Origin of the sequence: Pseudomonas entomophila, from assembly GCF_013523125.1 — a bacterium.
In the GTDB taxonomy this organism is placed as follows: Bacteria; Pseudomonadota; Gammaproteobacteria; order Pseudomonadales; family Pseudomonadaceae; genus Aquipseudomonas; species Aquipseudomonas entomophila_B.
The window spans coordinates 50,919-72,223 of the sequence record NZ_JAAMQJ010000013.1; the positions used below are offsets into that span (position 1 = coordinate 50,919).

Consider the following 21,305-nt stretch of genomic DNA (forward strand, 5'->3'; position numbering starts at 1 on the left):
ACAAGGACGGCGTCGCACGCCTGACCGGGGGCAACCCCGGCTTGGCGCGCCGCGTCAGTATTATCAGTAAGGGAATAATGTGATCGCAGCCTATGCCGGAAGTAACTGCCGTACCGTGCCTTTTTCTGCTGACGACCCTGGCACTGCTCATCCCTCGCGCCGCCTCGGCGGCCGACGACACGATAGACCCTGCGTTGCTCGACCTGAGCCCGCAACGACTTCACCAGGCGCCGGCCAGCCGTGCCGCCGCCCCACCCAGCGTGCCGACCGGCGCCGTCGGCCCACGCCTGAGTCTTGACCAGGCCATCGGCCAGGCCATTGCCTGGCACCCGGACATCGCCCAGGCGGTGGCCGACCTCTACCAGCAAGGCGAAGGCATCAACGTCGCCGAAGCTGGCTACTATCCGCAGATCAGCGGGGGCATCCGTACCGGCATGGACACCGGGTACGGCGGCGACCGCAATACCCAGGCGCTGAACATCTCGCTCAAGCAGATGCTCTACGACTTCGGCAAGGTGGACAACACCGTCGAGTCGGCCAAGGCCCGTGCCGCCCGCGCCCAGGCGCAGATCCTGCTGGCCATCGACCAGACCGGGCGCCAGACCGCCTACGCCTGGATCGAGGTGCAGCGTTATGCCCAGCTGATCGAGATCGCCCGCCAGCAGATCGACGGCGTCGGCAGTATCGTCGAGCTGGCCCGCCAGCGCAGCGAACTGGGCGCCAGCGCCCGGTCCGACTTCATCCAGGCGCAGTCGCGAGCCGACGGTGCCGTGGCCATGCTGCAAGACTACAAGGCCCAGTACGCCCGCTGGCAGGCCGCCCTGGGCGCACTGATCGGCCGAACCACGGCCGTGGAGGTGACCGACGACTTCCCGTCGGGGCCGACCGCAGCCTGCGAGCGACCGCCGTCCGACACCAACCTGCTGCCTGCCGTGCTGGTGGCCCAGGCGCAACGCAGCGAAGCCCAGGCGGACCTGGCCCGGGCACGGGCCGAGGCCTACCCGACGCTGTCGCTGGAGCCGAGCGTGAACCACTACCTGGACAGCAGCTACAACGACAACAACCCCGCCGTGGACCGCACCCAGGCCGGGATCTACCTAAGCCTGGAAGTACCGATCTACCAGGGCGGTGCGATCAGCGCCCGCAGTCGCGCGGCCGGCCATGCCCTGACCGCTGCCGACGCCGCCCAGGACACCGCCGTGCTGCAGGCCAGCCAGGGCCTGGCCGAGGCCCGCGTGCAGACCTCCAGCCTGGCCTACCGGCAGGCCGCCTTGCGCCAGCGCCAGGAGGGCATTCGCCAGGCGCGGGTGCTGTACGGCCAGCAGTACCTGGACCTGGGCACCCGCCCGCTGCTCGACCTGCTCAACGCCGAGCAGGAGATCCACCAGTCCCGATTCGAACTGGCCGGCACCCAGGCCGATCTGCGTCGCCTGCAGATCGATTGCCTGTACAACAGCGGTGGCTTTCGCCGCGCCTTCGGCCTTGAAGACCGCCTGGTACAGGGCGTGAGGATTCTGCCATGAACGACGCTGTGATCATCGCCCCACCATCGGCCGGCCAGGCCACCGAACCGCCTGACGTGCAGCCCTGGATGCAGGCCATCCTGCTGGTGGCGCAGCATTACCGGCTGGACGTCTCCGAAGAAAGCGTGCGCATCGCCGGGCAGCGCACCGACCGTGTCCTGGAAGACGTGCTGCGGCAGATGGCCCGCCAGGCCGGCCTGACGGTCAAGTTCAGCGGGCGCCAGCGCCAGCCGCTGGGCCAATGGCGCACCCCGCTGGTGGTCGAGCTGGACGACGGCCAGGTCGGCGTGGTGCAGAGCGTCAGCGGCGACGAGCTGGGCATCGCCTTGAGCGGCGACCAGGGCCTGCAGCAGCGCATGCCCCTGGCCGATCTCGACCAGCGCGTGCGCCGCACGGTGATCCTGCGCCCGGCCCGGCCGCTGTCGGACGTGCGCACCGACGACTACGTGCAGCCGTTCGACGAGCACTGGTTCCGGCGCATCGTGCTGCGCGACCTACGGCCCTACGGCAATGTGATGGTCGCCTCGCTGGTGGCCAACCTGCTGGGGATGGCCGGCGTGCTGTTCTCGATGCAGGTCTACGACCGCGTGGTGCCGGCCGAGTCGCTGCCGACGCTGTACGTGCTGTTCGGCGGCGTGCTGCTGGCGGTGCTGTTCGACTTCACCTTGCGCATCATGCGCCTGCGCATCACCGACCTGCTGGGCAAGCGCGCCGACCTGCGCATCTCCGACCTGGTCTATGGCCACGCCTTGCGCCTGCGCAATTCGGTCAGGCCCAAGTCCACCGGTACCTTCATCTCGCAGCTGCGCGAACTCGAACAGGTCCGCGACCTGATCACCTCGAGCACCGCCACGGCCCTGGCCGACCTGCCGTTCTTCTTCCTGTTCCTGTTCATTTTCTACCTGATCGGCGGGCCGCTGGTGGCCATTCCGGTGGTGGCGCTGGTGGTGATGCTGCTGCCGGGGCTGCTCTACCAGCGCAAGCTGGCGCGCCTGGCCAACGCCAACATGCGCGAATCGGCGCTGCGCAATGCCATGCTGGTGGAGAGCGTGCAAGGCATGGACGACATCAAGGCGCTGCAGGCCGAGCAGCGCTTCCAGGAACAGTGGAACCACTACAACGCCGCCACCGCCGACACCGCGCTGCAACTGCGCGGCCTGACCAATGGCCTGGTGACCTGGACCCAGACGGTGCAGAGCGCGGTGTTCGCCGTGGTCATCCTGTTCGGCGCGCCGATGGTAATCGCCGGCGACCTGACCACCGGCAGCCTGGTGGCGGCCTCGATGCTGGCCTCGCGCATGATGGCGCCGATGGCCCAGCTCAACCACGTGCTGACCCGCTGGCAGCAGGCCAAGGTGGCGCTCAAAGGTCTGAACAACCTGATGGAGCAGCCGGTCGATCACCCGGACGGCAGCAAGCGCGTGCACCTGACGGCCATTCAGGGGGACTTCCACCTCAAGCAGGCGGCGTTCCGCTACGCCGCCGATGGCCCGGCGGTGCTGGAAGTCGCCGACCTGCGCATTCGCCCCGGCGAGCACATCGCCGTGCTCGGGCGCAACGGCGCGGGCAAGTCGACCCTGTTGCAGGCCCTGGCCGGTGCCATGGACATCGCCACCGGCGAGGTCACCCTCGATGGCATCGCCCTGGCCCACCTGGACCCGGCCGACCTGCGCCGTGACGTCGGCCTGCTGCACCAGCAGGCGCGGCTGTTCCACGGCACCCTGCGCGATAACCTGGTGCTGGGTGCCGGTCGGGCCAGCGACCAGGAGATGCTTGCGGCGCTGGCGATCACCGGCGCGCTGGACTTCGTTCGGCGCCTGCCCAAGGGCCTGGATCACCTGGTGCTCGAAGGCGGCCTGGGCCTGTCCGGCGGCCAGCGCCAGAGCCTGCTGCTGTCGCGCCTGCTGCTGCGCCAGCCCCATGTGCTGCTGCTCGACGAGCCGACCGCATCGCTCGACGACGTCACCGAACGCCGCCTGCTGGACGAACTCAAGCGCTGGTGCGACGGGCGCACGCTGGTGGTGGCCACGCACCGCCTCAGCGTGCTGCAGAAGGTCGACCGGATCATCGTGGTCGACAACGGCCGGATCGTCATCGACGCGCCCAGGGACGTCGCCCTGGCGCGCCTGAAAAACCCTGAAGGAGCCCAGGCATGAGCCAGAACGTCGCGCTTCACCCGCCGGCCGCGCCGGCGTCGTACCTGGACGGTAGCGACGACCGTGCGGTCTCGCGGGCCAACTGGGTGGTCTGGGTCTGCGCCTTGATGCTCGCGGCCTTTCTGGTCTGGGCCGCGCTGTTCAGCGTGGTCGAGGTCTCCAGCGGCACCGGCAAGGTGGTGCCCAGCTCGCGCGAGCAGGTGATCATGTCGCTCGAAGGCGGGATCATCACCGAGATGAACGTGCGTGAGGGCTCGCGGGTCGAGCGCGGCGACGTGCTCGCCCAGCTCGACCCGATCAAGACCCAGTCCAACGTCGGCGAGAGCGAGGCCAAATACCGCGCCGCGCTGGCCAGCGTCAGCCGGCTGCAGGCCGAGGTCACCGGCAAGCCGCTGACGTTCCCAGCGTCCCTGGAAGACTGGCCGGAGCTGACCCGTGACGAGACCGAGCTGTACAAGACCCGTCGCCGTGGCCTGCAGGAGACCCTGGCCGGGATCGAGCAGTCGCTCAAGCTGGTGCGCAGCGAGCTGGCCATCACCGAGAAGCTGGCCCAGGCCGGAGCCTCGAGCCGGGTCGAGGTGATCCGCCTGAACCGTCAGCGCTCGGAGCTGGAGCTCAAGGCCAGCGAAGCCCGCTCGGAGTACATGGTCCAGGCCCGCCAGGACCTGGCCAAGGCCAGCGCCGAGGCCGACTCGCTGGCCGAGGTGGTGCGCGGCCGGGCCGATTCGCTGTCGCGGCTGACCTTCCGCTCGCCGGTACGCGGCATCGTCAAGGGCATCGAGGTGACCACCATCGGCGGCGTGGTGCCGCCCAATGGGCAACTGATGCAGATCGTGCCGCAGGACGACAAGCTGCTGATCGAGGCGCGCATCAACCCGCGCGACATCGCCTTCATCCACCCGGACCAGACGGCCAAGGTCAAGATCACCGCCTACGACTACTCGATCTACGGCAGCCTGGACGGCAAGGTGGTGACCATCTCGCCCGACACGATCCAGGACGAGGTCAAGCCGGAGATCTACTACTACCGGGTCTACATCCAGACCGAGTCCGACGTGCTGCGCAACAAGGCCGGCACGGCGTTCTCGATCGTGCCGGGCATGGTGGCCACGGTGGACATTCGCACCGGCGAGAAGACCGTGCTGGACTACCTGATCAAACCGCTCAACCGCGCGCGCGAAGCCTTGCGCGAGCGCTGACAGGCCTCAGTGCGCCGCCGCCACCGGCAAGCCGGCCGGTGCCGGCGCAGGCTTGATGCCGGCCTGCAGGTTGGCGAAGCGCTGCCATTCACGCTGGATCTGCGCATAGGGCAGGAAGATGCTGACCCGGTCACGTCCGGCCAGGTCAGGGCGCTTGATCTTGCTCAGCGCGCCCTTGTCGAGGTTGGCGACGTTGATGCCGACCACCGAGCCGTCGGTGGCGAACACTGGGCCACCGGACATGCCGACCACGGTGGGGCCATCATGGGTGGCGTACATCACGCCACCGTCCTTGGCATCCAGACGCACCAGCGCCGGCAGCGCCTGGCCCTGCCCCTGCATCGGCAGGTAGAAGGCGTTGAAGCCCACCGCGGTGAGCGACTCACCCGGCTGATAACTGCGCCACAACGGCAAGGCTTTCTTGGCCTTGTGACGGAAGAACTGCACGTCCCCTCGCCCCTGGAACTCGGACCCGCCCACGAACGGCAGGTGCTTGACGGTAACGGCATAGTCCTCGTTCCACTGCACGGCGCTGCCCATCATCATCAATGGGACAGGGCCGCCGGAATGCACGACGAAGGCTTGGTCTTGAAGGGAGGGATCCTGATGTGAAGCGAGGGGCATTCCGTTGCACCCGCTGAGCAGCATGGTGGCTGCCAGGAGCGACTTGAGTGGGCGCATGAAATCACGACGGTGGTGGGTGGATGGCGCGCAATACACCATGCCGGCACAGATGAAATCAATGTGCCATCACTACCGCCGGTCGAATTTATATAAAAATTTAATTAAAATTAGGATCCAAATTCAAAAAAGCTATAGATAAAAATGTTAACTGATATTTCTTAGAATTATTTCAAGCACTTGGATCCAATAGCTCGACTCATATTGATCTTTTATATCGACGCCATTACTCCATTTTCGCCCTCGCCTGGCCCAATCGGTATCCGGTCACCGCCCATACCGCAGCCAGCCCTGCACCGATCCACAACGCCAGCTGCGGATGCTCGCCCAGCAGATCGAGCCCCCGCTTGAGCCATCCGCTCACCGCGTCGCCACCGCGATAGACCACGGTGTCGATGAAGCTCTTGGCCTTGTACTTGTCCTCGGCCGGCAGCACGGTGAACAGCATTTCCCGGCCAGGCCGTACCAGCGCGTACTCACCGGCGCGGCGTGCCACCATCACCACCACGAACACGGCGAATACCGGTGCCAGGACCAGCCAGAGGAAGCCCACGGCCATGGCCAACGGCACCCCCACCAGCAATGCACCGACGCCCAGGCGCCTGGCCAGGCGACCGGTGAAGAACACCTGCGTCAGGATCGCCAGGGCCTGCACGCCGGCATCGATCAGGCCGAACACCTGTGTCTGCCGGGCTCGGTCGGTGAAGGTTTCACTGACGATGCGCGCCTGCTCGACGTACAGGAACGTGCTGACACTGGCCAGCAGTACCACGAACAACGACAGGCCCAGCAGGTAGCGGGAGCGCGCTACTGCCAGGGCACCCGCCAAGGGATTGCCGCCCAAGGGCCGCGAGGGCGGATGCCTGACATCGTCGGGCAGTGGCTGCCGCGTGCGCCACCGGCGCAGGTAGCGCGCCGCCGCCACGCTGCCCAGCAGCATCAGCGCGGCCAGCACCAGCAGCCCGGCATGCCCGAGCGGGGCCACCAGCGCAGCGCCGAGCAAGGGGCCGCTGAGCCCGCCCAGACTGGCGCCGGCCGCCAGCAGGCCGAACAGGCGCTTGCCCTGTTCATTGGAGAACAGGTTGGCCAGCACGCTCCAGGCCAGCGAAATGCTCAGCAGGTTGAACACCGACAGCCAGATGTAGAACGCCCGTGCGCTCCAGACGTTGTCAGGGTCGTGTGTGAGGATCGCAGCGAACAGCAACAGGTTGCTGGCGAAGAAGCCGTAGGCCCAGGGCAGGATGCGCTGACGCGGCACCCGCGAGGCCAGCCAGCCGAACAGCGGCAGGCACGCCAGGGTCACCACGAAAGTGCCGGTGAACAGCCAATGCAGGTTGTCCACGCCCCCGGCCACGCCCATGGTTTCACGCACCGGGCGCAGCATGAAATAGCCAGTGAACAGCAGGTAGAACAAGGCCAGGCCGGCCGTCACGGCAGGCCCTTCACCCTCGCGCAGGTCAAGACCCCTGGCCAGGCGGTGTACCGATGCGCGGGCCACGTCAGGCGAACTGGGCGATGAGTGCGTTTCGCTGCTCGATGCTCAAGAGCGGACCACGGCCGGCCTCGAGCTGATCGCGTTGACGGTCCGGGCGGCCAGTGGCCGGAATCACGGCCGTCACCGCCGGATGGCTGATGGCGAACCTGAGAAACAGCTGCGCCCAGCTCGTTACCCCTACCTCGGCGGCCCAAGGCGGCAAGGGACGGTCCTTGACCTGGGCGAACAGACGGCCGTCGTCGAAGGCACGGTTGATCAACACGGCCACGCCCTTGTCCTGGGCCAGGGGCAGCAGCGTCTCGGCGGCCTGGGGGGCGTTGACGGCATAGTTGATCTGGATGAAGTCCAGCGGCTCCTTGCGCAGGATGTCGATCATCTCGGCGTGGCCGCTGGCCAGGTAATGGGTGATGCCGACGTGGCGCGTCTTGCCCTGGGCCTTGAGTTCGCGGGCATAGGCCAACTGCGTGCGCCAGTCGCGCAGGTTGTGCACCTGCAGCAGGTCGACGCGATCGGTGCGCAGGTCACGCAGGCTGCGGGCCCATTGCCGCTCGGCAGCCTCGCGGCTGTCGGCGGCGATCTTGGTGGCCAGGAAGCACTTCGCGCGCCAGCCACCTTCCTCGAGCAGTTGCCCCAGGATGGCATCGGCGCCGTGGTAGTTGGGCGAAGTGTCGATGACCGAACCGCCGCCATCGAAGAAGATCTGCAGAGCCTGGGCGAGGCGTTCGTAGGCGGTCGCCCCGGCTTTGACCTCGAAACTGCCGGAGGTGCCGGCGCCGATCACCGGCAAGGCTTCGCCCGTACCGGGGATGGGGCGGGTGAGCAACGGTGTCGACGGCGCGGCGCGCAGCCAGGGGCTCGCCGCGAACAGTGCCAGGGCGGCACCGGTGCGTAGGACTTCGCGACGTCCGTACATGGGAGATTTCCTGTCATCCAGTGGAAATATTCAATCTAGCGGCTGGGGAAGAGAACGCTGGAGGAGAATGTTTCTGGATGTGAATAGTGCTGGCTAAGGCTGCGGAAGCTGATCGAGACGGGCGCTAAGGGTGAGCGCGCCGGTGTCTGAGCTGCCGCCCTCGCGGGCAAGCCCGCTCCCACAGGTACCGGTTTCAAGCAGATAGCGGCACAGTGGCACGCATCCTATCGGTACGTTCAGGCTGCATTGGTCCATGTGGGAGCGGGCTTGCCCGCGATAGGGCCGGTGCAGACCCTGCCGAACTCACAGCCCCACCCTTACCCTACCCTCACCGCTTCACAGACGAACTCCGGCGCGACGATCTGCTCTTGGGCCGTGACCAGGGGCAGGTCACGTGACCCCTCGACCGTCGCCTGCACCAGGCCATACAGCGTCGAGGTCGTGCGCTCCAGCGCCTCAGCCAACGGCACCTGGTTCAGCAGGTGCGCCAGTACGGTGGCCGAGAACACATCGCCCATCCCATTGGGCAACGGGTGCAGTGCCAGACGTGGCGTATTCACCAGCCACGCGCCTTCGCCATTGATGGCCAGGGTGCCCAGACGGTCCAGCGGTATGTCGTCCGTGGCCAGGCTGGTGATCACCACGATGTCCGGCCCACGCCCCCGCAGCTGCTGCGCCACGCGCACCGCCTCGGCCACGCTGCCGAGCTTGCTGCCGGTCAGCAGCTCGAACTCGAACTGGTTGGGGGTGATGATGTTCGCGCAGGGCAAGGCCAGGTTGCGGAAGAAGTCCGGAATCGCTGCCTGCACGAAGATGCCACGGCCCACGTCGCCGATGACCGGGTCGCACAGGTAGCGCACCTGTGGATTGTCGCGGCGCACCTCCTCCACCGTCTCCAGGATCACCTCGCCGATGGCCGCATCGCCCACATAACCGGACAGCACCCCGGCCACCTGCGCCAGCACGCCCCGTTCGCGCAACCCCTGCAGCACATCACGCACATGCTCGGCGCCGAACACCTGGCCACGGTACTGCCCGTAGCCGGTGTGGTTGGAGAACTGCACGGTGTGGATCGGCAGCACCTCGAAGCCCAGGCGTTGCAAGGGGAACACGGCGGCATCGTTGCCGACGTGGCCGAAGGCGACGTGCGATTGGATCGAAAGAACGTAGGATGGGCTGCGACCGCTCATGGGAGTGCCTTCTGTCGAGTCGTGAAACCGCGCGGACCGGTCCGAGGCTGCGCGGCGTGCGAAACGCACACGTTACACCATCCAGGCCTGGGACGATGGTTCTGTCAGACAGGCCCGGTGCCCTTATCCCGGCGCGAAAGCGTCGAGGCCTGTCAGCTGCGCGGACAGTGTCCACAACCGCGCCGCCTGCTCAGGGTCCACCGCATGGGGGCGGACGCCGCGCCACGACGGTGGCTCGGACGTCTCGAGGCTCGCAATGTCGCCATCTTCGCAATACACCCCGCCTCGTCCTTGCAGTGCCGGCGAGGTCGCCGTCCACACCTGGGTCGCCGCCCCCTGCTGCACGGTCTTGAACGTCGGGTCGGCCAGTTCGCCGTTCGCATCCACCCAGCCAGCCGCCCTCATCTCCTCACGCGCCAGATGACGCTGCAAGGGCGTGAGAATCTTGCCAGGGTGCACGGCGAACGCTCGCACTCCGTGGCGCCGGCCCAGGTGGTCGAGGTGCACGGCAAACAGCGCGTTGGCCGTTTTCGACTGGCCGTAGGCCAGCCACTTGTCATAGCCCTGGGTGAAGTGAATGTCGTGCCAGCGCATGCCCGAGGCGTGATGGCCGGCCGATGACACCATCACCACCCGCGCGCCCTTGCGCAGCGCCGGCCACAACCGATTCACCAGGGCATAATGCCCCAGATGATTGGTGGCGAACTGGCCTTCCCAGCCTTGAGCCGTGCGAAAGAGCGGGCTGGCCATGATGCCCGCGTTGCCGATCAGCACATCGATGGGCTGCGCCTGCGCCAGCAGATGCCTGGCGGACGCCTGCACACTGTCGAGGTCGGACAGGTCGAGCCGGACGATCGACACGTCAGGTAGCGCACCCAACTGGTCACGGGCGGCGTCGATGTCGCGGGCGAGCACGGTGACACGGGCGCCCGCCCTGCTCAGCGCTCGGGTCGTCTCTCGTCCCAGCCCAGAATGACCACCGGTGATCACGGCATGCAGACCGGACAACGCCTGCCCTGCCAGGACCTCGTCCGCCGTACTGCGTGCATGGAAAGGGGTATGAAGCGGGGCTTGCGTGGTCGGCATGGCAGGTTCCTGCAAAAGGCGAATGGAAGCGACCATTGTCTAGCTTGGCGTGCGGACGTTGAATGCCGCAGACTCTTGCATTCTGTCGCGATCGTCTCACATTCATGGACCCACTCTCCGAAGCGTTGTCGCAGGTCAGCGCACGCAGCGCCGTTTTCGCCGGGTTGAAGGCCGGTGGCCCCTGGGCCATCGATTTTCCGGCGCCGGACGGCATCAAATTCAATGCCGTGCTGGAAGGCGAGTGCTGGCTGCGCGTCGAAGGCCTGCCAGCCCCGATGCGGGTGCGTGCGGGTGATGGTTTCCTGCTGCCACGCGGTCGCGCGTTCTCGTTGTGCAGCCACCTTGACCTACCGGCGGTGCCGGCGGACACGGTGTACCACCTCGCGGTCGATGGCATTGCCCGCTGTGGTTCGGGCAAGGACTTTTTTCTCATCGGCGGTCGGTTCGATTTCGCCGAGCAGGCAGCGTTTCTGTTCGACGGCCTACCGGCGGCTGTACTCATCGAGGGTGGCTCGCAACAGGCCTGCGTGCTCCAGTGGGCGCTGCAGCGCATGGCCCATGAACTCGGGCACCCGGCTCTGGGGGGTGCCCTGGTCATTCAGCACCTGGGGCATCTCATGTTGGTACAGGCCCTGCGGCTGTACCTGATGCAAGACGCAGCCGTCGCGCCCAGTGGGTTGCGGGCAATGGGCGACCCGCGCATCGGCGCTAGCCTTCATGCGATCCATGCAGACCCTGCTCACCCGTGGACGGTCGAGCGACTGGCTCGAATCGCAGGCATGTCGCGCTCCAGCTTCGCCTTGCGCTTCAAACGCACGTCGGGCCTGGCGCCTCTGGAGTACGTGAGCCGCTGGCGGATGCACAAGGCGATGAAGGCGCTGCGTACCACGCAAGCGGCCGTCTCGACGATCGGCCAGCAGCTCGGCTATGCCTCCGACAGTGCCTTCAGCCATGCCTTCAAGCGTCTGCTGAACTGCTCGCCGCTTCAGTACCGGCAGGGATGGATCCAGACCCGCGCAACCCACGACTGAGCCCGCCCCACCGCGCCTGCCTCCTGGCCTGCATGAAATTCTGCCGATGAGGGCACCTCGCTGCACGAGCTCGGTCTGTAAACCCACAGCCATTCAATAGGTCGGGGGTTTGACTCGACACGTCCGCAAGGCTTGTCTACCCTCGCGCCTTTATCGTTTCAGCCTCTTGTCAGAAGGATCCCGATGTCCGCTCCTCTTCCTCCTCTGTCGACGCCGTCGAAACCTGCCATCGCCAAGATGGAAGCCTCCATGGCCCTGGGCAGCTTCGCCATCGGCACCGGCGAATTCGCCATCATGGGCCTGATGCCCGACATCGCCGGCAACCTCAACCTGAGCGAACCGCAGGTCGGCCATGCGATCAGTGCCTACGCCTTGGGCGTGGTGGTCGGCGCGCCGGCGTTGGCGATCCTGGGCGCCAAGCTGCTGCGCAAGCACATGCTGCTGTTGCTCATGTTGCTGTACACCCTGGGCAACCTGGCCACGGCCTTCGCGCCGTCGTTTTCCAGCCTGGTGGCGTTTCGTTTCGTCAGTGGCCTGCCGCATGGGGCCTATTTCGGTATCGCGGCCGTGGTCGCCTCGAGCATGGTGCCGAGCAACCAGCGCGCCGGTGCCGTGGCGCGGGTGATGCTGGGGCTGACCCTGGCCATGTTGCTGGGCAACCCGATCGCCACGTTCCTGGGGCAGTTCTTCGGCTGGCGCTCGGCCTTCGTGCTGGTCGGTGTGCTCGCCTTGTGCACTGTGGCGCTGGTCGCGCGGTACGTGCCGCAACCTCACGACGAAGTGCGCAGCGATCCACGCCGTGAACTGCACGCCTTCACCAAACCGCAGGTGTGGATGGCACTGGGCATCGCTTCGATCGGCTTCGCCGGCATGTTCTGTGTGTTCAGCTACCTGGCACCGACCATGCTCGAGGTGACTCAGGTATCACCGCAGTGGATTCCATTCGGGCTGGCCGCCTTCGGGCTCGGTGGCATCGTCGGCAACATCGCCGGCGGCAAGCTGTTCGACCGGCTGGGCTTTCGGGCCGTCGGGCTGGTACTGATCTGGTCGATGCTGGTGCTGGTGTTCTTCTCGTTCGCTGCCCACTCGCTGTGGACCCTGTTGCCCGCTGTGGCGTTGGTGGGGACCATGATCGCCCTGGCGGCGCCACTGCAGATCCGCCTGATGGACATTGCCCACGAAGCGCCCAGCCTGGCAGCCGCCTCGAACCATGCGGCGTTCAACCTGGCCAACGCCTTGGGCCCCTGGCTCGGCGGGCTGGCGATCACGGCAGGCCTGGGCTGGACCAGCACCGGTTACATCGGCGCGGCAGCCGCCCTCGGTGGGCTGGTGCTGTTTTTCATTGCACGCCGGATGAAAGACGGGCACTGAGGTTTGCCCGACCTGGACGCTCTCCGGGGCGTCCAGGCCCTCGTTCAGGTGGGTTCGTAGACCACACCACCGAGTCGATAGGTCGAATGCAGCGCGCCCTCCTTCACGGGTGCTTCGGCCTGGGTCGACTGGCCTTTCGGCCCTGGCAAATACATGTGGCGTTGCGGCCACACCTCCTGCCGGGTCTTGACGTCACGCCGCCGCTCGCCGCGCGCGGCCTTGTCGAAGTGCTTCAGGTCACTCAGCTTCATCTGCCCGTCCCCGGCCAGCACGAATACGGGCAGGTTGGCCTTGGGCTGCGCGTCCCATTTCCTGCCGGTAGGACCGAACCACAAGGTGCACCGGGGATGGGGGGCGATCTGCTTGTGCTTGATCAGCACGTCGGCGTCGTCGAGTCGGATGATGGCGGCCAGGTCCAGGTATTCGGGTGTCTGCTGTACCGGAATGTCTTCGGCCGCCGCGCGCAGCTTGGCCGCCTGGGCCAACTGTTCGCGCACCTTGGCCACCCGGATGCGTTCGGTGCTGGTGGTGTGCCCTGCCCAGGTGAACGAGATGCGCCGGGGGGCGCCATCGAACACGTGCAGCGTGCGTTGCAACTGCTTGGTGTTGAACAACGACGACCCCAAGGCCTTGCGCATCAGTTTCGGGCGCATGTCCGGGGCCAGGTTCTGGGCGACACGCTCGGCCTCGATGGCGTCCATCAACGCGAGCTTGGCCGTATTGACCGCCATGGCCAGCGGCAACACCGACGCGCTGAGCTGGAAGTAGCCCGGCAGGCGCATCACCGTACCGGGCGCCTGGTCGATGTCGCGCTGGAACGTGCGCAATGCCACGACCGTCGCGTCGATGGCCTGCTGGCCCGTCAGCGCTTCGACCTCAATGACGTCTGGGGTGCGTTGTTCGTGCAGGACCGGCACCTGCCAGACCTTGCCAGCGACCACCAGCGACGGCCAGGTCTCGTTGAACTGGGTGACTTCGGAGAGCAGCCGTTGATAGGCGGCCTGGATGGCGTCGTACATGGTGAGGCCCTCGTAGGGAGGTCATGGAGGCGGTGAAAATCGCTTGTGGCCCCCTCTTTCTGATGACTGCTTTTGATGCATGGGGTCTTGCAGGTTTGGATGTGGTTCAGAGCCTGCCTTTATTGGGGTGGTATAAAATTTATAGGGTCACTATGCCTTTGTCAAAAGGCATGGCGATTTTTTGCCGGCGCAAGAGCACATCCGTACTCCGCAGTATAGGAAGGAAGAGGCCGCCGTGTCATTCATGGACGGGGGTACCGCCGTGGGACCCGATTCGCGGCGCCCCGTTTTGCTGGGGTGGTATATAAAGCAGTGGGGAGGCCTCCCACCCGCCCACAAAAAAAGAGCACGCCTGTGCTCTTCGATCCAAGCGGTGACGGCAGCGTCAGCACGCTGCCCTCCCCTGCGGTCATTTCCCTGGCTTGAGCACCACTTTGGTCCAGCCGTCGTCGCGGGCATCGAAATGGCGATAGGCCTCCGGCCCCTGCTCCAGCCCCAGGCTGTGCGAGATGATCTGCGAGGGCTTGGCCCGGCCATGGTGGATCAACTCGGCAAGACGCCGGTTGTAGGCCTTGACGTTCGCTTGCCCTGTACGGATCTGCTGCCCCTTGAACCAGAACGAACCGAAGTCGAAGGCCATCTTGCCTTCTTTGGCCAGATCACTCTGCGCACCGGGATCCTGGGGCACGAACACCCCTACGACACCGATGCCACCGGTCGCCCGCGTCGAGGCTACCAGGTTGTTCATGGTCAGGTGGTTGGCTTCATGACCGTGACGATCGCAGCACTGGTAACCGACGCACTCGCAGCCCCGATCGGTCCCCTTGCCATGGGTCAGGTTAAGGATCTGCTCGACGGCCTTGTCCTCGGCCGAGTTGATCGGCGTGGCCCCCAGTTGCGCGGCCAGCTTCAGGCGATCGGGATGGTGATCGACCACGAACACTTGGGCGGCGCCTTTGATCATGGCGGCATGGGCTGCCATCAAGCCGACAGGGCCGGCGCCGTAGATCGCGATGCTCTCCCCTGGCTGCAAGCCTGCCAGCTCGGTGGCGTGCCATCCCGTGGGGAAGATGTCCGACAGCATCACGTAGTCGTCTTCACGCTCCTGGGCATCTTCCGGCAGTACCAGGCAGTTGAAATCGCCATAGGGGACCCGCAGCAGCTCGGCTTGGCCGCCGGCGAAGGTGCCCATGTCGGCGAAGCCATAGGCGGCGCCTACCGACCCTGGGTTCACGGTCAGGCAAAAGCCGGTCAGGCCACGTTCACAGTTGTCGCAGAAGCCACAGCCGATGTTGAACGGCAGGCAGACGCGGTCGCCGATCTTGACCCGGTCGACCCCGACGCCGACCTCGATGACTTCGCCCAGGTTCTCGTGGCCGAAGATGCGGCCCTGTTCGAAGGAGGTGCGGCCTTCGTACATGTGCAGGTCCGAGCCGCAGATGTTGGTGGTGGTGACCCTGACCAGTACGTCGGTGGGCTTTTCGATCTTCGCGTCGGGCACGTTCTGGACGGATACATCGCGGGGCCCGTTATAGACGATCGCTTTCATGACTGACTCCTGGAATGCGGGGTGGCGAACAGTTCGCCGTCCCTAGGTCAGACGGACGGGCGCTGGCAGGGTTCAGTGCCTGGGCAGGAGGGCTGACCGGTGGCGCTAAACATTGGAGGGGCTGTGTCTTTGTGCGCTGCACCCTGCGACATCGCGGTGACGGGTTTTGTGGGCCCTGCGGGCCGACCGCGATTGAGCCTGCAGAGCCCCACCTTTTTCTGGCAGGCGCCCAGGAACCTTCCCGCCCATGGCCCACTTCGCTGGGGTAGAGGCTGTCAGCGCGCTGTACACGCGCCGCCTTGGACCAAAGGACCAAGACCGGTCTGTGTCGTTTCCCCGTACACTGCCATCCCGCCGACCGCCCAGGAGCCCCCGATGCAGATCGATGAAGAACTCACCTTGAAGAAGCTCGAGATCTTCCTGGCCTTCATGCACGCCGGTAACCTGGCGCGCGCGGCCAGTGCGCTGGACACCAGCAGCGTCAGCGTGCACCGGGCCATCCATTCGCTGGAGAACGCCCTGCGCTGCCCGCTGTTCAAGCACGAAGGTCGCAGCCTGACGCCATTGGAAAGCGCCTATGTGCTGGAGGAAAAGGCCCGCAAGCTGATCCAGGACACCAGCGAGATGGTGCGTCTGACCCGCGAGGCCGCAGGTTTCTCGTCCGAGCGCTTCAAGCTCGGTGCACTGTACTCGCTGACCGTGCGCACCGTGCCGCAGCTGATCATGGGCCTGAAGCTGCGGCGCAGCGAGCTGAACATCGACCTGACGCTCGGCTCCAACGTGGACTTGATGTACCGCCTGAAGCACCTCGAGCTGGATGCGATCCTGGTCTCGCTCGACGAAAGCACCGGTGATCTGGCCTGCGAGCAGCTGCCGCTCTTCGAGGACGAGATCTTCCTGGCCGTGCCGACCGACTCGCCGTTCGCCCAGGCCCGCGAAGTCGACCTGGCGGACTTCGCCGAGTCGACCTTCCTCACCCTCACGCCAGGGTTCGCCACCCACCGCGATGGCGAGCGGGTGTTTCGCCAGGCCGGCTTCGAGCCGAAGGTGGCCATGCAGGTGAAGGACATCTTCACCTTGCTCAGCATGGTCAGCTCCGGCGTGGGCTACGCGCTGCTGCCCGGGCGCATCTCGGCGGTGTACGAGAACCAGATCACGCTGATCGCGCTGCGCCCGCAGTATCGCCATCGGCAGCGGATCGGCGTGGTGTTTCTCAAGGCCCGTGAGCGCGACCCCAACGTGCTCGCGCTGGTGGCCGAGTGCCGCATGTACAGCCGCCGGCACTCAGCCTGACGCCAGAGGCGCCCTACCCCACCAGCGCCCGTACACAGAAGTACAGCACCGACGGCCCCAGCAGGCAGCCCAGCCCGGTGTGGAAGGTCGCCGTGAGCGCCCCATAGGGCACCAGGCGCCGGTCGGTGGCCGCCAGTCCGGCGGTCACCCCGCTGACGGTGCCGGCCAGCCCGCCGAAGACCATCGCCGAGCGCGGGTTGTCCAGGGCCAGCAGCCGCGCCGAGACCGGCGTGAAGACCATCACCAGGATGGCCTTGATCAGCCCGGTGGCGATCGACAGCGCCATCACGTCGGAACTGGCACCCAGGGCCGCACCGGTGACGGGGCCGACGATGTAGGTCACCGCACCGGCGCCGATGGTGGTCATGCTCACCGCGTCCCGGTAGCCGAACGACCAGGCCACCGCCGCGCCGACGATGAACGGCAGCACCGTGCCCAGTAGCAGCGCCACCGCGCCGATCAGGCCGGCCTTGCGGGCCTCGGTCGCCTGCACCTCGAAGGCCGTGGCGACGATGGCGAAGTCGCGCAGCATCGCCCCGCCCATCAGCCCGATACCGGAGAACAACGCCAGGTCGGCGATGCCTTTTTGCCCGCCGGTGAGGGTGCCGCCGATCCAGGCCAGCACCAGGCCGATGACGATGGCGATGGCCGAGCCGTGCACGCGGCCGAAGGTCAGGTATTTGGACAGCAGCACCGACACCCACATCACGGCGCCGACCACGGCGAAGGCGGTGATCAGGCCATTGTGTTCCAGCGCGTTGCTCAGAAGATCGATCATCTCAGCGGCCTCCTGCCGGCACGGCCAGCGCTACTGGCTTGTCCGGTGTTGCGCCCGGCAAGGCCTCCAGCGGCTCGCCCCGGTGGGTCCGGCTGATCAGCGCGATGGTCGCGCCACACACCAGCACCGCACCCACCGCCGCCAGCAAGGCGACCGGGCCGCCATGCAGCGCCGTGACCACGTTTTGCTGTGCGGCCATGGCCACCACGATCGGGATGTACAAGGCGCCCCAGAACCCGACGCCGAACTCGCATTCCTTGCTCAGACCGCCGTGACGGTGCATGTACAGGCGCGCGCAGATCAGCAGGATCATGGCGATGCCGACCCCGCCGACGTTGGACCGGACGCCGAGCAAGGCGCCCAGCAAATCACCGATGACGACACCGGCGAGCGTGCAGATGGCCAGCAAGGCCACTCCGTAGATGATCATTGTGGTTATCCTCGTGATGGATCGATGTGTTTGTTCTTGTTGTTCGAAAACCCACGGCCTCACTGCTCGGCGCTCACCTCCCGGCGCATCAGCGCCTGCACCGTGTCGAGCCGGGCGCTCTGGCAGGCGATCACCACCCCTTCGCTGAACACCGGCCGCGCCAGCCCGCTGAGCACCGCGCCCGGCGGCAGTTCGACCAGCAGGCGCACACCACGCTCATAGGCCACGCGCAGGGTGGCGTGCCAATCCACCGGGTGGCACATGTTGAAGGCCAGGTCGTCGCGCAGTGCGTCGACCTGGCGAATGATCCGGGCCGTGCTCCCGCTCAGGTAGCCCAGGGTCGGCCGGCGCAGCGTGACATCGGCGAAGGCGGCGGCCAGCTCGGCGGCTGGCGCATCGAGCAACCGGCAGTGCGACGGCACGCTCATGGCCAATCGCTTGGCAGCCCGGGCGCCCAAGCCCAGTGCGCGCTCGGCGAAGGCCGCCAGCGCGGCATCGCTGCCGGCGACGACGAACTGATCGTCGGCATTGAGGTTGGCCAGGTACACCGGGGCGCAGGCTTGTCGAACCAGGTCCTCGACCGTCGAACGCGACAGCCCGACCACGGCCGTCATGCCATAGCCACTGGGGTAGGCCTGCTGCATCAGGCGACCACGCAGGGCCACCAGGCGAACGGCATCGGCGAAGGACAGCGCGCCTGCGATCACGGCCGCTGGGTAGGCGCCGATCGACAGGCCGCTCACATAGGTCGGCGGCGGCGCGTCGCGCATCAGGCGGCGGGCAGCGGCCACACCGTTGATCAGCAGACACAATTGCACGGCACGGGTCTCGGCCAGCGCTTCGCGGCTGTCCAGCTGCTCGACCGGTTCGCCCAAGGCATCGCTGGCCTCCTCCAGGCAGGCGCGGGTCTCAGGCTCCTCCTGCCAGTGGCGCAGCATGCCCGGGCGTTGCGCGCCTTGGCCGGGGAAAGCGAACAGCACGCTCACGCGGCCTCCTCCTGCACGTGCCACGGATCGTCCACCAGGCAGGCACCCTGATCGCGCTTGAGCAGCACGCGCCGTGCCGCGCCGGCCCACTCGGCCAGGGCCACGGCGCCCCAGGGGGTGTCCAGTTGCACATCGATGCGGCAGCCGTTGGCCTGCAGGCGGGCGCACAGCTCACGCGCCTGCTCGCGCGACACTGGCTGTGGCGCGCGAATCACCAGGTCCAGGTCGCTCTCGGCATGCAGCACCTCGATACCGCTTGCCAGCTGATAGCCCACGCCCCCGGTCGGCCCCCAGGCCAGGCCCTGGGCGTCGAGGTCGGGCGTCACACGTGCCAGCGCCACGAGCGCCGGCCAGGTCAAGGGCGCATCGACCTCGAGGCGCAGTTGTTCGGGGCTGCGCTGCTGGCGGATCATCGAGGCGGCCAGCCAGGCGCCCAGGCGTTGATGACGCTGGGCGCCGCGAAGGCCGACGGCCACCTGGCCTGGCGCGCCGACGGCTCGGCGCATCACCACCGGCCGCCCGGCCCGTAGCACTTCGCGGGCCCAGTCAGGCGCCTGGGCCGGCAGATCCGTCGGCGCCATGCCCCAGAGCAGATCGTGTGCGCGGTATGTCATCGCCATGTCCACCTCCTGCGTCTCCATCTGCTGCATCTCCGCTTCTTGAGCGGTGCGAAGGCTTCACCACTGGTCCCGCAGGCGCTGCCGCACCTCGGACGACAGGGCCCGATTCGGGGCGCCCAGGCGTGACCCCAGGTCGGTACGGGTGCCGATGTCCTGCACGGCGCGGGCCAGCACGTCGAGCACCGCCTCGGCATCGGTCGGGCCTGGCCGCTCGGCGTTCTGCACGGTCACGCGCTCCCACAGCAGCCCCAGCGACGCGTAGCTGTCCAGGTCGTAGGCCATGGGCGCGACCTGGGCCGCCAGGGCCTCGAGGTCCTCGACACTGCGCAGGGTGATACGCGCCGCCGCGGCCTTGCCCATGGCATGGACCATCACCCCACGGTCGTCCAGCGCGATCAGACGTTGCGCCTGGTAACCGTGGGCCAGGAACGCCCCGGACATGGCCTTGCCCACCAGCAGCCCGATGGACGGGTGCCCGGCCAGCCGGGCGCGGGCATAGGCGTCCACGGCGGCGGCCAGCGCCTGGTGGATACCCAGGGCTTCTTCACGTCGACCGTAGGCCTGGCTGGGCACGTCGACCACCGACACCAGGACCCGTGGCACGCCGCCGCGGTCGGCCTCGATGGCCTCATCGACCGCCTTGGCCAGGCCCCAGCCTTCCAGCAGACCGACCTCACCCTTCCGCGCACGGGGGAACGGGTTGCGGGCATCGGGCACCACCGCCAGGAAGCGCGCCGGGCGGTTGCCCACTTCGCCATCGACCACCCGCACCGAGGCCGGATAGCCTGGCAGTGCGACACCGTGGGTCAAAGCCTGCAGCCAGTTCAGTCCACGACTCATTGCACGTCCCCCTTGAGCACGGCGCGGGCACCGGCCGCGTCGAGTTGTTCACAGTCGTCCCCCAGCGCGCCCAGCCGGGCCAGGAAGTGCGCCGCCTGGCGGGTGCGCGGCGGCGCAGGTTCACCGGCGGCCAACTGCGTCACCACGGCCTCGCGCACCTGGCTCGTCTCGTCGGCGACGAAGGCATCGGCCAGACCGCTGGCATGGCGTTGCGCACCGCCGGTCAGGCTCCAGATGAAGGGGCGGTCGCGCGAATCGTATTCGTCGAGCCCGGCCTCCTGCTCGATCACCTGGGGGCCATTGAGGCCCAGACGGGCCTCACGGGTGACGATCAGCCGACTGCACAGGCCGGCGGCGATCGACATGCCACCGAAACACCCTACGGCTCCGGCGATCAGGCCGATCACCGGGCGGTACTGGCGCAGCGCGACGATCGCCGCCTGGATCTCGGCGATCGCGGCCAGGCCCAGGTTGGCTTCCTGCAGGCGTACCCCGCCGGTCTCCAGCAGCAGCACCGCTGCGGTGGGGGTGCCGTTCTGGTTGTCCTCGACAGCCAGCTCCAGGGCACCGGCGATCTTCGCGCCGCCGACTTCGCCCATGCTCCCGCCCTGGAACGCGCCTTCGATGGCGGCCACCAGCAAGGGCTGGCCGTTCAGCGTACCCTTGGCCACGACCACGCCGTCATCGGCCTGGGGCACGATGCCCTGCCGTGGCAGCCAGGGCGACATGACCCGGTCGAACGGGCCGAGCAATTCCCGGAAGGAGCCGGCGTCGAGCAACGTCTGGGCGCGCTGCCGGGCGCCGAGCTCGACGAAGCTGCGGCTGTGCAGCAAGCGATCGGTAGCGGTCATGGGCTCACCTCCTCGAAGGCCTGTTCCAGGCGCAGGCGCACGACCCCTGGGGTGGCGCCGAAATCATGGATGTCCAGATGCGCCGCTGGCCACGCCTGCGCAGTGAACAAGCGCTCGAACAGATGGCGCCAGCGGTCGGCGCTGCCATTGACCGAGGTCAGCACCTGGATCGTCAGCGTGCCGTTCGTGGCAGGCTCGAGCAGCACTTCCAGGTCGCCGGAACCGACGCAGCCTGCCAGCGCGCGGCCCTTGGCCGGTTGCCCGGCGGGGTAAGTGAACGAAAGGGTTTCCATG

General features: G+C 67.1%; 20 protein-coding genes. 6 read left to right on the forward strand and 14 right to left on the reverse strand.

The window, feature by feature from the left end:
* Positions 1-92: 92 nt before the first annotated feature.
* From G7007_RS09455 to G7007_RS09465, 3 genes are read left to right on the forward strand one after another with little or no spacing between them, the layout of a single operon-like run.
* Positions 93-1,523 (forward strand): TolC family outer membrane protein, encoded by a 1,431-nt coding sequence (locus tag G7007_RS09455; protein WP_181101145.1) that lies wholly within the window; start codon positions 93-95, stop codon positions 1,521-1,523.
* Entirely contained in the window at positions 1,520-3,679 is a 2,160-nt protein-coding gene (locus G7007_RS09460) for a type I secretion system permease/ATPase (protein ID WP_181101147.1), read from the forward strand. The genes G7007_RS09455 and G7007_RS09460 overlap by 4 nt, the downstream gene beginning before the upstream one ends.
* A complete protein-coding gene (locus G7007_RS09465) occupies positions 3,676-4,878 on the forward strand; it encodes an HlyD family efflux transporter periplasmic adaptor subunit (RefSeq protein ID WP_181101149.1) in 1,203 nt (400 codons plus the stop codon). The genes G7007_RS09460 and G7007_RS09465 overlap by 4 nt, the downstream gene beginning before the upstream one ends.
* Before the next feature lie 6 nt (positions 4,879-4,884).
* On the opposite strand, the gene G7007_RS09470 is transcribed toward G7007_RS09465, so the two are convergent.
* The 5 genes from G7007_RS09470 to G7007_RS09490 form a co-directional block, all read right to left on the reverse strand.
* A complete protein-coding gene (locus tag G7007_RS09470; protein ID WP_181101151.1) occupies positions 4,885-5,502 on the reverse strand; it encodes a trypsin-like peptidase domain-containing protein in 618 nt (205 codons plus the stop codon).
* A 283-nt stretch (positions 5,503-5,785) separates the two neighbouring features.
* Positions 5,786-7,057, reverse strand: a complete 1,272-nt coding sequence (locus G7007_RS09475) for an NTP/NDP exchange transporter (protein ID WP_181101153.1) — start codon at positions 7,055-7,057, stop codon at positions 5,786-5,788.
* Position 7,058: 1 nt separating this feature from the next.
* Complete coding sequence (locus tag G7007_RS09480; RefSeq protein WP_181101155.1) at positions 7,059-7,967, reverse strand: aldo/keto reductase; 909 nt, start codon at positions 7,965-7,967, stop codon at positions 7,059-7,061.
* Positions 7,968-8,284: 317 nt separating this feature from the next.
* On the reverse strand, positions 8,285-9,157 hold the full coding sequence (gene pdxY / locus G7007_RS09485; RefSeq protein ID WP_181101157.1) for a pyridoxal kinase PdxY: 873 nt from the start codon (positions 9,155-9,157) through the stop codon (positions 8,285-8,287).
* A 123-nt stretch (positions 9,158-9,280) separates the two neighbouring features.
* Positions 9,281-10,243, reverse strand: a complete 963-nt coding sequence (locus G7007_RS09490; protein WP_181101158.1) for an SDR family NAD(P)-dependent oxidoreductase — start codon at positions 10,241-10,243, stop codon at positions 9,281-9,283.
* Positions 10,244-10,347: 104 nt separating this feature from the next.
* On the opposite strand from G7007_RS09490, the gene G7007_RS09495 reads away from it, so the two are divergent.
* Positions 10,348-11,274 (forward strand): AraC family transcriptional regulator, encoded by a 927-nt coding sequence (locus G7007_RS09495; protein ID WP_181101160.1) that lies wholly within the window; start codon positions 10,348-10,350, stop codon positions 11,272-11,274.
* A 237-nt stretch (positions 11,275-11,511) separates the two neighbouring features.
* The gene (locus G7007_RS09500; RefSeq protein ID WP_181101231.1) at positions 11,512-12,645 is read left to right on the forward strand and encodes an MFS transporter; all 1,134 of its coding nucleotides are present in this window, start codon (positions 11,512-11,514) and stop codon (positions 12,643-12,645) included.
* Positions 12,646-12,689: 44 nt separating this feature from the next.
* On the opposite strand, the gene G7007_RS09505 is transcribed toward G7007_RS09500, so the two are convergent.
* Positions 12,690-13,664: a DNA replication terminus site-binding protein gene (locus tag G7007_RS09505; protein WP_181101162.1), complete on the reverse strand. Its 975-nt coding sequence runs from the start codon at positions 13,662-13,664 to the stop codon at positions 12,690-12,692.
* Positions 13,665-14,073: 409 nt separating this feature from the next.
* Positions 14,074-15,213 (reverse strand): glutathione-independent formaldehyde dehydrogenase, encoded by a 1,140-nt coding sequence (locus G7007_RS09510; RefSeq protein WP_181101164.1) that lies wholly within the window; start codon positions 15,211-15,213, stop codon positions 14,074-14,076.
* Positions 15,214-15,588: 375 nt separating this feature from the next.
* Here G7007_RS09510 and G7007_RS09515 point away from each other — a divergent pair, with 375 nt between their 5' ends.
* Entirely contained in the window at positions 15,589-16,506 is a 918-nt protein-coding gene (locus G7007_RS09515) for a LysR family transcriptional regulator (protein WP_181101166.1), read from the forward strand.
* A 13-nt stretch (positions 16,507-16,519) separates the two neighbouring features.
* Here G7007_RS09515 and madM read toward each other — a convergent pair whose 3' ends face one another.
* Genes madM through G7007_RS09550 form a run of 7 tightly spaced genes read right to left on the reverse strand, consistent with a single transcriptional unit; the run spans position 16,520 to position 21,304 of the window.
* Positions 16,520-17,284 carry a malonate transporter subunit MadM gene (madM, locus tag G7007_RS09520; RefSeq protein ID WP_181101168.1) on the reverse strand — a complete coding sequence of 255 codons (765 nt, stop codon included), beginning with the start codon at positions 17,282-17,284 and terminating at the stop codon, positions 16,520-16,522.
* A 1-nt stretch (position 17,285) separates the two neighbouring features.
* On the reverse strand, positions 17,286-17,714 hold the full coding sequence (madL, locus tag G7007_RS09525; RefSeq protein WP_181101170.1) for a malonate transporter subunit MadL: 429 nt from the start codon (positions 17,712-17,714) through the stop codon (positions 17,286-17,288).
* Positions 17,715-17,773: 59 nt separating this feature from the next.
* Positions 17,774-18,700, reverse strand: a complete 927-nt coding sequence (mdcH, locus tag G7007_RS09530) for a malonate decarboxylase subunit epsilon (RefSeq protein ID WP_181101172.1) — start codon at positions 18,698-18,700, stop codon at positions 17,774-17,776.
* Positions 18,697-19,320 (reverse strand): malonate decarboxylase holo-ACP synthase, encoded by a 624-nt coding sequence (locus G7007_RS09535; RefSeq protein ID WP_181101174.1) that lies wholly within the window; start codon positions 19,318-19,320, stop codon positions 18,697-18,699. Before G7007_RS09535 ends, mdcH begins: the two co-directional genes overlap by 4 nt.
* A gap of 57 nt (positions 19,321-19,377) precedes the next feature.
* Positions 19,378-20,160: a biotin-independent malonate decarboxylase subunit gamma gene (gene mdcE, locus G7007_RS09540; protein WP_181101176.1), complete on the reverse strand. Its 783-nt coding sequence runs from the start codon at positions 20,158-20,160 to the stop codon at positions 19,378-19,380.
* The gene (locus G7007_RS09545) at positions 20,157-21,011 is read right to left on the reverse strand and encodes a biotin-independent malonate decarboxylase subunit beta (RefSeq protein WP_181101178.1); all 855 of its coding nucleotides are present in this window, start codon (positions 21,009-21,011) and stop codon (positions 20,157-20,159) included. The genes mdcE and G7007_RS09545 overlap by 4 nt, the downstream gene beginning before the upstream one ends.
* Positions 21,008-21,304, reverse strand: a complete 297-nt coding sequence (locus G7007_RS09550) for a malonate decarboxylase subunit delta (RefSeq protein ID WP_181101180.1) — start codon at positions 21,302-21,304, stop codon at positions 21,008-21,010. The genes G7007_RS09545 and G7007_RS09550 overlap by 4 nt, the downstream gene beginning before the upstream one ends.
* Position 21,305: the final 1 nt, after the last annotated feature.

What these genes read in the sequence shown, in the direction of transcription:
- pdxY (WP_181101157.1), bottom strand. Translation starts at nt 9,157, where the DNA reads ATGAGCGGTCGCAGCCCATCCTACGTTCTTTCGATCCAATCGCACGTC.
- madM (WP_181101168.1), bottom strand. Translation starts at nt 17,284, where the DNA reads ATGATCGATCTTCTGAGCAACGCGCTGGAACACAATGGCCTGATCACC.
- G7007_RS09545 (WP_181101178.1), bottom strand. Translation starts at nt 21,011, where the DNA reads ATGACCGCTACCGATCGCTTGCTGCACAGCCGCAGCTTCGTCGAGCTC.
- G7007_RS09505 (WP_181101162.1), bottom strand. Translation starts at nt 13,664, where the DNA reads ATGTACGACGCCATCCAGGCCGCCTATCAACGGCTGCTCTCCGAAGTC.
- G7007_RS09510 (WP_181101164.1), bottom strand. Translation starts at nt 15,213, where the DNA reads ATGAAAGCGATCGTCTATAACGGGCCCCGCGATGTATCCGTCCAGAAC.
- G7007_RS09455 (WP_181101145.1), top strand. Translation starts at nt 93, where the DNA reads ATGCCGGAAGTAACTGCCGTACCGTGCCTTTTTCTGCTGACGACCCTG.
- G7007_RS09515 (WP_181101166.1), top strand. Translation starts at nt 15,589, where the DNA reads ATGCAGATCGATGAAGAACTCACCTTGAAGAAGCTCGAGATCTTCCTG.
- G7007_RS09550 (WP_181101180.1), bottom strand. Translation starts at nt 21,304, where the DNA reads ATGGAAACCCTTTCGTTCACTTACCCCGCCGGGCAACCGGCCAAGGGC.
- G7007_RS09490 (WP_181101158.1), bottom strand. Translation starts at nt 10,243, where the DNA reads ATGCCGACCACGCAAGCCCCGCTTCATACCCCTTTCCATGCACGCAGT.
- G7007_RS09500 (WP_181101231.1), top strand. Translation starts at nt 11,512, where the DNA reads ATGGAAGCCTCCATGGCCCTGGGCAGCTTCGCCATCGGCACCGGCGAA.
- G7007_RS09535 (WP_181101174.1), bottom strand. Translation starts at nt 19,320, where the DNA reads ATGGCGATGACATACCGCGCACACGATCTGCTCTGGGGCATGGCGCCG.
- G7007_RS09480 (WP_181101155.1), bottom strand. Translation starts at nt 7,967, where the DNA reads ATGTACGGACGTCGCGAAGTCCTACGCACCGGTGCCGCCCTGGCACTG.
- G7007_RS09495 (WP_181101160.1), top strand. Translation starts at nt 10,348, where the DNA reads ATGGACCCACTCTCCGAAGCGTTGTCGCAGGTCAGCGCACGCAGCGCC.
- G7007_RS09460 (WP_181101147.1), top strand. Translation starts at nt 1,520, where the DNA reads ATGAACGACGCTGTGATCATCGCCCCACCATCGGCCGGCCAGGCCACC.
- G7007_RS09465 (WP_181101149.1), top strand. Translation starts at nt 3,676, where the DNA reads ATGAGCCAGAACGTCGCGCTTCACCCGCCGGCCGCGCCGGCGTCGTAC.
- mdcE (WP_181101176.1), bottom strand. Translation starts at nt 20,160, where the DNA reads ATGAGTCGTGGACTGAACTGGCTGCAGGCTTTGACCCACGGTGTCGCA.
- G7007_RS09470 (WP_181101151.1), bottom strand. Translation starts at nt 5,502, where the DNA reads ATGCCCCTCGCTTCACATCAGGATCCCTCCCTTCAAGACCAAGCCTTC.
- madL (WP_181101170.1), bottom strand. Translation starts at nt 17,714, where the DNA reads ATGATCATCTACGGAGTGGCCTTGCTGGCCATCTGCACGCTCGCCGGT.